At 71.5% G+C, this 12,315-nt stretch carries 11 protein-coding genes; 9 read left to right on the forward strand and 2 right to left on the reverse strand.

The genetic code is table 11. The annotated features are described in order from the left end of the window. Positions 1 to 143: 143 nt before the first annotated feature. Positions 144 to 2,231, reverse strand: a complete 2,088-nt coding sequence (locus ACFXB5_RS19630) for a hypothetical protein (RefSeq protein WP_385209377.1) — start codon at positions 2,229 to 2,231, stop codon at positions 144 to 146. 302 nt (positions 2,232 to 2,533) lie between these two features. Between ACFXB5_RS19630 and proB the strand changes: the two genes are divergently transcribed. The 5 genes from proB to ACFXB5_RS19655 all read left to right on the forward strand — a co-directional run bounded on the left by proB (position 2,534) and on the right by ACFXB5_RS19655 (position 7,877). Further along, positions 2,534 to 3,748 (forward strand): glutamate 5-kinase, encoded by a 1,215-nt coding sequence (gene proB / locus ACFXB5_RS19635; protein WP_385209380.1) that lies wholly within the window; start codon positions 2,534 to 2,536, stop codon positions 3,746 to 3,748. Positions 3,749 to 4,073: 325 nt separating this feature from the next. Further along, complete coding sequence (locus ACFXB5_RS19640; protein WP_385209382.1) at positions 4,074 to 4,535, forward strand: hypothetical protein; 462 nt, start codon at positions 4,074 to 4,076, stop codon at positions 4,533 to 4,535. 91 nt (positions 4,536 to 4,626) lie between these two features. Further along, positions 4,627 to 5,925, forward strand: coding sequence for a glutamate-5-semialdehyde dehydrogenase (locus ACFXB5_RS19645; protein ID WP_385209385.1), 1,299 nt, complete (start codon positions 4,627 to 4,629; stop codon positions 5,923 to 5,925). Between the two features lie 105 nt (positions 5,926 to 6,030). Beyond that, positions 6,031 to 6,657, forward strand: coding sequence for a hypothetical protein (locus ACFXB5_RS19650; RefSeq protein WP_385209388.1), 627 nt, complete (start codon positions 6,031 to 6,033; stop codon positions 6,655 to 6,657). A gap of 137 nt (positions 6,658 to 6,794) precedes the next feature. Continuing rightward, entirely contained in the window at positions 6,795 to 7,877 is a 1,083-nt protein-coding gene (locus ACFXB5_RS19655) for a hypothetical protein (protein ID WP_385209391.1), read from the forward strand. 18 nt (positions 7,878 to 7,895) lie between these two features. Here the strand turns inward: ACFXB5_RS19655 and ACFXB5_RS19660 are convergent, their stop codons facing one another. Continuing rightward, positions 7,896 to 9,149 carry a M48 family metalloprotease gene (locus ACFXB5_RS19660; protein ID WP_385209394.1) on the reverse strand — a complete coding sequence of 418 codons (1,254 nt, stop codon included), beginning with the start codon at positions 9,147 to 9,149 and terminating at the stop codon, positions 7,896 to 7,898. 103 nt (positions 9,150 to 9,252) lie between these two features. Between ACFXB5_RS19660 and ACFXB5_RS19665 the strand changes: the two genes are divergently transcribed. The 4 genes from ACFXB5_RS19665 to ACFXB5_RS19680 all read left to right on the forward strand — a co-directional run bounded on the left by ACFXB5_RS19665 (position 9,253) and on the right by ACFXB5_RS19680 (position 12,232). Continuing rightward, a complete protein-coding gene (locus tag ACFXB5_RS19665; protein WP_385209476.1) occupies positions 9,253 to 9,405 on the forward strand; it encodes a hypothetical protein in 153 nt (50 codons plus the stop codon). 145 nt (positions 9,406 to 9,550) lie between these two features. Further along, positions 9,551 to 9,718 carry a hypothetical protein gene (locus tag ACFXB5_RS19670; RefSeq protein WP_037945979.1) on the forward strand — a complete coding sequence of 56 codons (168 nt, stop codon included), beginning with the start codon at positions 9,551 to 9,553 and terminating at the stop codon, positions 9,716 to 9,718. 59 nt (positions 9,719 to 9,777) lie between these two features. Further along, positions 9,778 to 10,389 (forward strand): nicotinate-nucleotide adenylyltransferase, encoded by a 612-nt coding sequence (gene nadD / locus ACFXB5_RS19675; protein ID WP_037945980.1) that lies wholly within the window; start codon positions 9,778 to 9,780, stop codon positions 10,387 to 10,389. Positions 10,390 to 10,399: 10 nt separating this feature from the next. Next, on the forward strand, positions 10,400 to 12,232 hold the full coding sequence (locus ACFXB5_RS19680; protein ID WP_385209398.1) for a LytR C-terminal domain-containing protein: 1,833 nt from the start codon (positions 10,400 to 10,402) through the stop codon (positions 12,230 to 12,232). Positions 12,233 to 12,315: the final 83 nt, after the last annotated feature.

Raw genomic sequence — 12,315 nt, forward strand, 5'->3', positions numbered from 1 at the left:
TGTGTCAGCACCGCGGCCCCGCGCGGGATCTGAGCGGGCTACTCGCCGCCGAACGGCAGGTGGCACGACGAAGGCCCCGGGAGGGATCTCCCGGGCCCTTCGTCATGCTGTCGGTGCCCGCCGTCGGCGCGGACCGTCGGAGGTCAGACCGTCGCAGTCTCCTCCGGCTCCGCCGAGCCGGACTCCAGCTCCATCTCCTCCGCCGCGTCCCGGGCCTCGCGCTGCGAGGGGATCTCGTCGGTGAGCCGGGTGGCCATCCGGGCCCGGCGCTCGTCGGCCTTGCGGCACAGCTCCTGCGTGGCCTGGTCGAAGCGCACCAGCGACGGCGGGTCGGACGGGCCGAGCAGATGCACCTTCAGCTCGGCGCGGGCGCTCGCGAGGGTGTCCTTCTCGGGGTCGCGGACCGCTTCCAGCAGCCCGGTCACGCCCATGGCCTCCGGCGTGAGGATCGTGGCGGCGCGCACCGTCGGGAAGCCCGCCCGGAACTCCTCCTCCGTCATCCCGGTGGTGTTCGCCACGGCGTACGGCTTCTCGCTCGTCAGGTAGTCCGAGACCACGCTGGAGACATCGCTGATCAGCACGTCGGCCTGGTTGAAGCAGGTGAAGATCGCCGGACGCGGACCGGTGATGATCTGGTGCTCCCAGACCGGCAGCGAGGCCCAGTAGGCGCTCTCCCAGGCGGCGGTGGCCGCGGCGACGGCCGCCGCGCGGTCGCCGTCCGGGGCCCCCTGGAGCTTCATGCGCTCGGTCTCGTCCGCGCTGGGGCGGAAGGCGGTGCTGGTGAGCCGGTTGAGCTCATCGGCGCACCGGGCCAGCTCGGCGGCGGCGTCCGCGCCGGGGCGGTCGCCGGTGCGCTTGGTGTTCGCCTCGGCGATCATCGCCTTGATGCGGTCGTTGGCGCGGCCCGCGCGCGGGTCCACGGAACCGGTCATCGGGTGCGGCTTGTACAGCAGCCGCACCTTGGGGTCGGCGAGCAGCTCGCGGACGATGTTCTCACCGGCCAGGATCACCGAGGTGTTGCCGGGGTTCCCGTCCCAGCCCTCCCAGGTCGGCGCGTACAGCACCGTCGTCAACTCACCGGTGGGCACGCCCGCGTAGGGGCGGATGGGCGCCAGCTGCGGCCGGCCGACCTCCACGACGTCCTTGTCCTCGACGCCGATGTCGGCGAGCTGGTAGCGCTCGCGCGCCGCCGGGCCCGCGACCCACACCTCGTCATACGCCTTGGCGTACGGGTTGCAGCTGGAGAGCTTGTCGCTCTCGCCGTGGTTGATGAACGCGTGCTTGATCGAGGGGATGCGCAGCACCTGCGAGGTCTTGCCGGAGTTCGCCGGGTGCAGCAGCACCTTGAGCGTCGAGTGCTCCAGCCGCATCAGATGCGCCACCTTGGGGAGGCAGACGATCGGCACGTCCGTCGCCTCCACCTTCTGCACCATGAACCGCTCACGGAGCACGATGATCGGCTTGCCGTCGAGCGCGGCGAGCGTGGAGAGCCACATGTTCGCCTGGTACGCCGAGGAGTTGCCGCCGGAGAAGTACATGCCCACGGTCGGCTGGTAGTCGGCCAGCCACTGGTCCAGCCAGCGCAGGGCCGTGGCCTCGTTCGCCACGCGCTTGCGCGGCAGCAGCCAGCCGGCCAGGTGGGCCGTGCCGCCGATGCCGATCAGCAGCGCGATCGTCAGGCCGACGCCGCCCCAGACGGCGTTCTTGGTGGCGGCGGTGATCAGCAGACCGGCGGTGGCCGGCGCGGCCAGCCGCAGCAGACGGCGCCCGTGCTGACGGGCGAACAGCCGCGGCGGGGCGTCGCTCAGGCGCAGCGCGGACGCGTCGATGTTGCGGGTGACGAACGGCAGCTGCCGGCTCCGGCGGACCAGGATGGCCGCCGCCTGGCAGGCGAAGTGCACCAGGTAGAAGAGCAGCAGCCCCACGGTCAGGGGCGCCTGCTCGTGCAGGGGGTTGATGCCCTCGATGCGCAGCAGCCCGACCATGATGAGCATGTCGCGGAACAGCTGGCGCACCGTGACGTCGAGGCGGATCTTCCCCAGCAGCGACAGCAGACCGGGCTGCTTGTGCTGCAGGAAGAGATCGAGCGCGAGTCCGCACGCCGAGGCGGCGATGAAAAGCGGTACGTTCGGAAGCACGGCGCCGACGAGCTGTGTGGCGAAGAACACGAGCATCGCGAGCAGCGCCGTCAGCTGTACGACCCGGCGTGGGGCGATTCCGGCAGAGGGCACGGGGTGGGCTCCTGGCAGGAGGGCAACGGACTGGGGGGACCCCTGACCGTATGCCGACGCCCCGCCCGGTGACAATCCGCGCCGGTGCCAACCGGTCGCAACCGGTGTCAAAGGGGCCCCGGAGAGTGGCCGCGGGGCACTTATGGCGGTGGGTGAGGCGGTGTGCGCGGGCGGTGTCCGGAGGCTGAAATGCCGAGGCGGGCGCGGCTCGTCTGTCGTAGATTGCCCCCTTGTCATGATGAGTGTGTAGGGCATGCGTTTCTTCGGGGCGTGTGGTGAGCGGGGACGAGCAAGGGAGCGGCGTGGCGGAGCAGGACGGGTCGGCGGTACGGGACGAGGTGGCCGCCGCCCGCAGGATCGTGGTCAAGGTCGGCTCGTCCTCCCTCACCACCGCGGCGGGGGGCCTGGACGCGGACCGGGTGGACGCGCTGGTCGACGTGCTCGCCAAGGTGCTCGACGGCGACGGTAAGGGCGACGGCGGCAGGGACGGCGACGGTAAGGGCGGCACGAACGGCAAGGGCGGCAAGGGGGGCACGAACGGCAAGGAGATAGTCCTGGTCTCCTCCGGTGCCATCGCTGCCGGGCTGGCGCCGCTGGGCCTGGACCGGCGCCCCCGCGACCTCGCCCGCCAACAGGCGGCCGCGAGCGTCGGACAGGGGCTCCTGGTGGCCCGCTACACGGCCTCCTTCGCGCGCTACGGGCGCCGGGTCGGCCAGGTGCTGCTCACCACGGACGACACCAGCCGCCGCGCCCACTACCGCAACGCCACCCGCACCCTGGACCAGCTGCTGGCCATGGGCGCGCTGCCGATCGTCAACGAGAACGACACGGTGGCCACGGACGAGATCCGGTTCGGCGACAACGACCGGCTGGCGGCCCTGGTCGCCCATCTCGTCCGGGCGGATCTGCTGGTGCTGCTCTCCGATGTGGACGGCCTGTACGACGGGGATCCCAGGACCCCCGGCACCTCCCGGATCGACGAGGTCCGGGGCCCTGAGGACCTGGACGGCGTCTCCATCGGCAGCGCGGGCCGCTCCGGGGTGGGCACCGGTGGCATGGTCACCAAGGTCGAGGCGGCCCGGATCGCCACCGCGGCCGGGGTCCCGGTGCTGCTCACCTCCGCCAGCCGGGCCGGGGACGCCCTGCTCGGCCGCCATACGGGCACGTTCTTCCACCGCACCGGCCGCCGCTCGGCGAACCGGCTGCTCTGGCTCGCCCACGCCTCCGCGCCACGTGGCGCCCTCACCCTGGACGACGGCGCGGTACGGGCCGTCGTGGAGCGCCGCACCTCCCTGCTGCCCGCCGGGATCGCGGCCGTGGAGGGCGAATTCACCGCCGGTGACCCGGTCGAGCTGAGGGACACCGAGGGCCGCCCGGTGGCCCGTGGACTGGTCAACTTCGACGCCAAGGAGATCCCGCAGCTGATCGGCCGCTCGACCAGGGACCTGGCCCGTGAGCTCGGCCCGGCCTATGAACGCGAGGTGGTCCACCGCGACGACCTCGTCGTCCTGGACTGAGCCGCTCCGGTCGTCCTGGACTGAACCGCTCCGACTGGGCCGCTCCGACTGGGCCGCTCCGGCGGCACGGGCGCCCCGGCGGCGGCACCTCCCGGCGGGAGCTGGGGCAGAACCGAGCCGCCAGAAAATAACCCCCCTCCGAAAAACCTCAAAAGCGCCCCGCGGGCGGGCGTGGGCTGGTCAACTTTGTTCAACGGGGTCGCGCGGGGCAGCGCGCCGGCTGTGGGAGACGCGGCGGAGTCCGAGCGGAAGGCCGCGGCCATGGCACCGTCATGAGATGCTCCGCCCGCGCGTGAGCGGAGCAGCGAGTTACAGGAGGCCGCCGGTGAGACGAGGGCGCCCGGGGGCGTCGCCCAGAGGGGCGGCGGAGCGCACCCTGACCAGTGTCGGAGCGGGCGACGCCGGGTCCGGCGACGCCGTGGCGCACGATGCCGGGCGTGTCGAGGCGTCCCGGCTGTGGCACATCACCCTCAGCGTCTCGGGGAGCGAGGCGCCGCTGCCGGAGGTCCGCAGGGCGCTCGAGCAGCTGGCCCATGACCATCCGTTCCTGCTGACCAGCCGCTATGCCAACGATCACGCCGAGATCCGCTACTGGGAAGAGGCCCGTGATCTGCATGACGCCGCGGCGGTCGCGCTGCGGCTGTGGGGCGAGCACCGGGCCTCGGCCAAGCTGCCGCCCTGGGAGATCGTGGGGCTCGAGGTCATCGACCGTGATACGTATCACCAGCGGGTCGCGGAGGGGTACGGGCCGCCACCGGCCTCCCCGGTGGGCGTGCATCCGTTCTGAGGGCGGATGTGCGACGCCGAGATATGAGAACGCCATCTCGAACTGCGGAATAGTGCGTGGATCTCCGCGCCCGGCTCAGTACGCTTCGGGCATGACCAGCGCACCCACGTCGCCGCTCACCGACCCCTGGCCGAAGTCCCCGGTCCTCCAGGCCGCCTACCGGGCCCAGGTCGCGGCCACCGATCTCGCGCCACTGCCGCGCGCCGTCAAGGACGACGCGCTGCTCGCGATGGCCGACGCCCTGGAGGTGCGCACCAAGGAGATCGTGGAGGCCAACGCGGCCGATGTGGAGCGGGCCCGCGAGGCCGGCACCAGCGACGCCATCGTGGACCGGCTGACGCTCACCCCCGAGCGGGTGCGGGCCATCGCCTCCGACGTCCGCGACGTGATCGCGCTGCCCGACCCGGTCGGCGAGGTGGTGCGCGGCTCCACGCTGCCCAATGGCATCGACCTGCGCCAGGTGCGCGTTCCGCTCGGCGTCGTCGGGATCATCTACGAGGCCCGGCCGAATGTGACGGTGGACGCCGCGGCGCTCTGCCTGAAGTCGGGCAACGCGGTGCTGCTGCGTGGCTCCTCGTCGGCGTCCCACTCCAACGCCGCGCTGGTGAAGGTCCTGCGCGACGCCGTCGGCGGGGCGGGGCTGCCCGCGGACGCGGTGCAGCTGGTGCCGGGCGAGAGCCGGGAGTCGGTGCGCGAGCTGATGCGCGCCCGGGGCCTGGTGGACGTGCTGATCCCGCGCGGCGGCGCGTCCCTCATCCGTACGGTCGTCGAGGAGTCCACGGTCCCGGTCATCGAGACCGGCACCGGCAACTGCCATGTGTACGTGGACGCCGACGCCGATCTCGACATGGCGGTCGAGATCCTGGTGAACTCCAAGGCCCAGCGGCCGAGCGTGTGCAACGCCGCGGAGACGCTGCTGGTGCACCAGGACATCGCCGCCCGGTTCCTGCCCCGCGCCCTGGACGCGCTGGCCGAGGCCGGGGTCACGGTCCACGCGGACGAGCGGGTCATGGCGCTCGCGGAGGGCTCCAAGGCCACCGTGGTCCCGGCGGTGATCGACGACTGGGAGACCGAGTACCTCTCGTACGACATCGCGGCGGGCGTCGTGGACTCCCTGGAGGCCGCGGTGAGCCACATCCGCCTGTGGTCCTCCGGGCACACCGAGGCCATCGTCACGACGTCCCAGCAGGCCGCCCGCCGCTTCACCCAGCTCGTGGACTCCACCACGGTCGCCGTGAACGTCTCCACGCGGTTCACCGACGGCGGGCAGTTCGGCTTCGGCGCCGAGATCGGCATCTCCACCCAGAAGCTGCACGCCCGGGGGCCCATGGCGCTGCCCGAGCTGACCTCGACGAAGTACATCGTCACCGGCGACGGCCACACCCGCTGACTCACCCGTTCGGGGGTAGTCGATTTCCGGCGCCGCTGGGGTGGATCTTCCCCCGAATACCATTTCACCCTGCCCAAATTGACCCGTCCGGTCTACTCTGAATGGGTGCCGGACGACGTGGGGGGCAAGCCGTTCCCGGACGGCGACGAGCCCGACGACCGCAGCCACGGCGAGACGAACGACGAGTTCGCCGCCGTGGTCTTCGACGAGGACTTCGTACGGTCGGCCCCGATCCATGAGCCCACCGCCATCGAGCGGATGCTGGCCGCCGCCGAGGCCCGTGCCGAGGCCGAGGCGTCCCGGCGCCGCAGGGCCGGTGTCCCGCCCGAGGACGAGCCCTTCGAGGACGGGTACGGCGCGGAGGCCGACTTCTACGGCGCGGACGACCCCGACGGGCGCTTCGGCCCTGGGCGGGACGGGGACGACGCCTACGGCCCTTATGGGCGTTACGGCAGCGCGGGGCGCCCTTACCGCGGCCATGCCCGCTGGCACCGCCCGGTGGCCTGGCTGCTGGCCGTCCTGATGGGTATCGGGGTGGTTGCCCTGGCCTTCACGGCGGTCTACCGGGGCGCCTCGGGCAACCGCCAGGACCCCGCCCCGCCGCCCGCCACCAGCGGTGTCGACGGCTCGCCCGCGGGGCAGCCGCGCCTGGAACCCTCGGGGTCGGAGTCGGCCCCGGAGCCGACCGGGGCCAAGGGCCCGACCGCCTCCGCCGTACCGCCGTCGCGGTGACGTCCTCGCATGTCGTCGGCGCGTCGCGGCGTGTCGCTAGCACGTCGCGGCGTATAGGGCGTTTCCTCCGCACTCGCCTCCCAAGTTGTGGAGTACCACCGCGTTTACCGTCGCCCCTGGCGACCTACTCTTGAGGTATGGCCGGGCGTGGAGACCCTCCCGAGGGGACACCGGAGGGCGTCCCGGGAGGTGGTGAGGACGAGTACCGCTCCGTCGTGTTCGACGAGTCGTTCGTCCGTGCTGCCCGGCTCCAGGAGTTCTCGGCCGACGAGCGCATGGGCGAGCACGCACGGGCGGTGCGCAGCCGGCATGCCTGGGCCAGGGCCGGGGCGTCGCGCCAGGCCGTCGCGCTCGTCCTGCTGATCGTCATCGCCTTCGCGGCGGCCGTCTACATGGGGGTGCGCCACCCGTACCAGACGCCACAGCCGCAGACCGTGGAGCCACTGCACAGCAGCGTGGTGCCGCTCGCGCCGCGCGGTGAGGTGCCCGGAGGGCCGCCGGACCGGCTGTTCCGCGACAGCCCGGCCGCCGAGTTCCGCACCGGCGCCGAAGGGGTCACCGTGCCCGGCGCCCGCCGCACTCAGAGCTTCTCCGAGAGCCAGGTGATGACGGCGCTCACCACCGCCAAGGACTACCTGGTGAAGTCCGCCATCGACCCGGGTGTGCTCACCGGCGGTCCGGTGCAGGCCGTAAGGCTGCTGCTGGATCCCGCCCAGCAGACCCAGTTCGACCAGAGCTTCGAACACCCGGTCGACGACGGCCGCCATGCCGCCACCGGCTGGCTGAACCGCTTCAACCCGGCCGAGGTGACCCTGGCCGACACCCCGGTGCGGGTCCGCGGCACCCTTACGGTCATCGAGCGCAGCGCCGCGACCCTGGAGGTCGCCGCCGACCACGTCTTCGTCTACGCGCTCCAGCCGGCCCATGAGCGCGGACCGGACCATGCCTCGCTGTTCACCGTGCGTCGTGAGACGCGGTTCCGCTTCGACCGGGACGATCTGCGCGACCACCATCTGGAGCTGGTGCAGAGCACCGCGCTGGCGGGCCCGCAGGCCTGCGCCGCGAACGCCTCCGGCTATCTGCGGCCGATGCTCGCCGGCCAGAGCGCCAAGGGCGACGCCCCGACCGGCACCGACCCGTACACCACGGGCCGGACCACGGTCTCGCTGTGCGGCGTCATGGCCCCCGGGACCCAGCCCGCCGTCAACGGGCGGTCCTGAGGGCCGCCAGGGGCCCTCTCAGCGCTGCGGCGGGGTGTCCCCGGGCTCGCCGTTCCCCGGCCGCTCCTCCGGCCCGTCTCCGGGGCGCTGGTCCTCAGCCGCGTCCTGGGCCCCGCCGTGAGTCTCGTCCTGGGTCCCGTCCTGGGTCCCGCCCTGGGGCTCGTCCCGGGGCTCCCGGGGCGGCGTGCCCTCCTCGGCGGTCTCACCGTGCTTGCCCGCGCCGCCCGTGAACCGGTCGCGCAGCTTGCTGCCCAGGTCCCCGGCGCCGCCCGCCACGTCCCTGACGAAGGCGAACAGCGGGTCCTTGCTGTTGCGGACCGACTCCGCGTAGTGGCTCGCGGACTCCCGGAACGAGTCGCCGACCGAGGTGTCCCGGTCGTCGTCGCGGCGCGGGTAGTGGCCGTCCATGAGCCGCTGGTAGTCACGGGTCGCGGCCCACTTCTTGAGCTCGGCGGCGCGCACGGTGGTGAACGGATGGCTGCGCGGCAGCATGTTCATGATCTTGAGGACGGAGTCCCGCAGATCGCCGCTCGACTCGTACTCCTCCGCCTGCTCCAGGAAGGCGTCCACGTTCATCTCATGGAGGTGATGGCCGCCCGCGAGCTTCATCAGCCCGCGCATCGAGGCCCGCAGATCCTGCCCGACCAGCAGCCCCGCCCGGTCCGCCGACAGCTCCGACTTCCGGAACCACTCCCGCAACGCCGTGACCAGCGCCAGCACCGCCACATTGCCGAGCGGAATCCAGGCGACCTTCATGGCGAGACTGGTGAGGAAGAGCAGTATCGTCCGGTAGACCGAGTGCCCCGACAGCGCATGGCCCACCTCATGGCCGATGACCGCCCGCATCTCCTCCTCGTCGAGCAGCTCGACCAGACCGGTGGAGATCACGATGATCGGCGCGTCCATGCCGATACACATCGCGGTCGGCTGCGGGTTCTGGGTGACGTACATGGCCGGGACCCGCTCCAGGTCCAGGATGTAGCAGGCGTCCCGCAGCATGTCGTGGAGATGGGTGAACTGCCGCTCGCTGACCCGCACCGAGTCGGAGAGGTAGAGCAGCCGCAGGCTCCGCTCCGGCAGCAGACCGCTCATGGCCTTGAAGACGGTGTCGAAGCCGGTCAGCTTGCGCAGCGCGACCAGCGCGGAGCGGTCCGCCGGATGTTCGTACGCCCGTGAGGAGATCCCGGGGAACCGCCGCCGCTCCCGGCTGGGCACATGCTCCCGGGCGCCTCCCGTCCCGTTTCCACCACCGGTCTCGTGGCTGTCGCTCATGTCGCCCCCTCGTTGATTGCCCGCTCGACGGGGTGCCCGGTCCGGGCCCTCGTCCGGCGGCCCCCAGCCTAGGCCCTGAGCGCCGGGGGGTTAGCGTGGAGACATGCCCGAAATGACTGGCCTCACCGAAGCCCTCGCCGCCACCTCGCACAGCAACGATGGCCCCGGAGCGCTGCTGCGCATCGTGATCGTGGCCGGCGTGGTGGGCGCCGCCCTGCTCGCCTGGTTCCTGCTGCGCGGTTACAAGCAGGACTGAGCGGTTACGAGCAGGACTGAGCGGATACGCAGGACGGATACGAGCGAGGCTGCCACCAGCAGGACGGACATCGGGACCGAAAACCGCCTCGCATACGATGTGGCCGACGTGTTGTGACGCCTAGACCCGGATAGGTACTGCCGCGATGACCGCTTTCAGCACCGCACATGCCGCCCTGACCACGCTCGCGTCCGAGGGTGGTGAGCACACCGACACTCACCCGAGCATCAGCCCCTTCATGACCGGCGGTGCGGCCCTGGTGATCCTCTTCCTGCTGCTGTGGATCACCACGCGCTTTAACCGGGACCGCTGACCTGGGCGATTGCCCCTATGGGCCCCGGCTCCGGGCCGGGCCCAGTAGGGTCTGCACGCATGGAAGAGCAGAAAGGGTCCGGCAAGCGGCGACTGGGTGTGATGGGCGGGACGTTCGACCCGATCCACCACGGCCACCTGGTCGCGGCGAGCGAGGTGGCCTCGCAGTTCCACCTCGACGAGGTGGTGTTCGTGCCCACCGGGCAGCCCTGGCAGAAGAGTCACAAGAAGGTCTCCCCGGCCGAGGACCGCTATCTGATGACGGTCATCGCGACCGCCTCGAACCCGCAATTCTCGGTCAGCCGTATCGACATCGACCGCGGCGGGCCCACCTACACCACCGACACGCTCCGGGAACTGCGCGCGCTCAACGGTGACGCCGATCTGTTCTTCATCACCGGGGCCGACGCACTCAACCAGATTCTCACCTGGCGCGACGCCGAAGAGCTCTTCTCGCTGGCCCACTTCATCGGGGTGACCAGACCCGGGCACATATTGGCCGACCCGGGGCTGCCGGAGGGCGGGGTGTCGCTGGTGGAGGTCCCCGCGCTGGCGATCTCGTCATCGGACTGCCGGGCGCGGGTCGCTCATGGCGACCCCGTCTGGTACCTGGTGCCGGACGGCGTGGTGCGCTACATCGACAAGCGCGAGCTGTACCGGCACGACTGCTGAAGGGGTACCGGTGAACGACCGGCAGGATCCGTACGACGACCCGTACGCACAGGACCCGTATGGCCAGGAGCCGCAGATCTACGGCTATGACGCCTATGGGCGTCCGGTTTACCAGCCGCAGGCGGAACAGCAGCAGAGTTACGACCCGTACGCGCAGCAGCAGGCGCAGTACGGGGAGCAACAGCAGCAACAGCAGCAACACGACGGGTACGGCTACGACCCCTACGGCCAGCCGCGGCATCACCAGCCCCAGCAGCCCCAGCAGCAGTCCCAGACGCAGAACTACGACCCGTACGTTCAGCAGCAACAGCAGCAATACCAACAACAGCAACACCAGCAGCAACACCAGCAGCAGTTCCAACAACAGCCACCGCAGGGTTACGGCTACGACTACCCTCAGGCGGCCGCCGCCCCGACCGTCCCCCCGCAGCGCGAGGAGCCCAGCCCCGAGTCCAACCCCTACGCGGAGCTGAGCCCGGAGCAGCTGCGCCCCGGGTCCGAGCCGCCTCCGGCCGGGGAGCCCCGTTCCGCCGCCGGGCCCCGGGGCGCGGAGCGAAAGCGTCCTGGGGGTGTCGATCAGGACGAGTACCACACCGAGCAGTTCTCCTTCGTCGAGGAGCAGGACGAGGAATCCGACGACGTCATCGACTGGCTGAAGTTCGCCGAGACCCGCTCCGAGCGCCGTGACGAACGCCGCCGTAAGGGCCGCAACCGCCTCATAGCGCTCGTCGTGGTCCTGGTTGTCGCCGCGGCGGGCGGGGTCGGTTACCTCTGGTACGCGGGCAAGCTCCCGGGGCTGTCCGACGACGCCCAGGACCAGGCGGCCGCGGGCGGTCCGCAGAAGCGCGATGTGATCGTCGTCCATCTGCGCGAGACCAAGGGCGGCCGCACCTCCACGGCCCTGCTGGTGGACAACGAGACCACCAAGAAGGGCACCACCGTCCTGCTGCCGAACTCGCTGGCCGTCTCCACCGAGGACGGCGCCTCCACGACTCTCGGCAAGTCCGTGACCGACGAGGGCTCCGACTCCACCCGGGACTCCCTGAGCACCCTGCTGGGGTCGAAGATCCAGGGCACCTGGCGGCTGGACACGCCCTATCTGGAGAACCTCGTAGAGCTGGTCGGCGGGATCGGCATCGACACCGACGCGACCGTCCCCAGCCCCCAGAAGGGCGAGGACCCCCTGGTCAAGCGGGGCAAGGACCAGATCGTGAGTGGCCAGGCGGCCGTGGCGTACGCCACCTACCGCGCGCCCGGCGAGGCACAGTCCAAGCAGCTCGCGCGGTTCGGGCAGGTCATGCACGCGGCGTTGAAGAAGCTCTCCAGCGATGCGAAGGGCGCCACCAGCACCGTGGAGTCGCTGGCCCAGATCCCCGACCCGTCGCTGTCCGAGCAGCAGCTGGGCGCGTCGCTGGCGAAGCTGGCCGGGCAGGCCAAGAGCGGTGCGTACGACACCGCGATGCTGCCGGTCCAGCCGGACGGGACGCTCAGCAGCCAGGCGACCGACCATGTGGTCAAGGACATCCTGGGCGGCACGGTCAAGAACTCCGACAAGAACACCGCGCCCCGGGTCAGCGTGACCAACGCCGGAGGCCCCAAGGACGCGTCGAGCGCCGCGCGGGTGGCGCTGGTCAACGGCGGCTTTACGGTCGTCACGGCCACCGAGGGCGGCGATGCGCAGTCGGCCTCGCGGGTGACCTACGCGGACAACGCCCAGGCGGGCCAGGCCAAGGAGGTCGCCAAGACGCTCGGGCTGCCGGAGTCGGCGGTGCGGAAGGGCAAGGGCGCGGCCAACGCGGACATCACGGTCCTCCTCGGCCCGGACTACGACGCCACGGGCTGAGGCGGCCCGGGCACGGGGGGGGGGGGGGGGGCGGCCGCCCCCCGGCGCGCGCGGGGGGGGTGGCCGGGGGGGGGGGCCAAAAA

The sequence above is a fragment of the Streptomyces sp. NPDC059455 genome, assembly GCF_042750115.1.
Classification (GTDB): domain Bacteria; phylum Actinomycetota; class Actinomycetes; order Streptomycetales; family Streptomycetaceae; genus Streptomyces; species Streptomyces endocoffeicus.

Coding starts and splice junctions, on each gene's coding strand:
- ACFXB5_RS19665 (WP_385209476.1), top strand. CDS start 9,253: ATGCCCGAAATGACTGGCCTCACCGAAGCCCTCGCCGCCACCTCGCAC.
- ACFXB5_RS19655 (WP_385209391.1), top strand. CDS start 6,795: ATGGCCGGGCGTGGAGACCCTCCCGAGGGGACACCGGAGGGCGTCCCG.
- ACFXB5_RS19660 (WP_385209394.1), bottom strand. CDS start 9,149: ATGAGCGACAGCCACGAGACCGGTGGTGGAAACGGGACGGGAGGCGCC.
- ACFXB5_RS19645 (WP_385209385.1), top strand. CDS start 4,627: ATGACCAGCGCACCCACGTCGCCGCTCACCGACCCCTGGCCGAAGTCC.
- ACFXB5_RS19670 (WP_037945979.1), top strand. CDS start 9,551: ATGACCGCTTTCAGCACCGCACATGCCGCCCTGACCACGCTCGCGTCC.
- nadD (WP_037945980.1), top strand. CDS start 9,778: ATGGAAGAGCAGAAAGGGTCCGGCAAGCGGCGACTGGGTGTGATGGGC.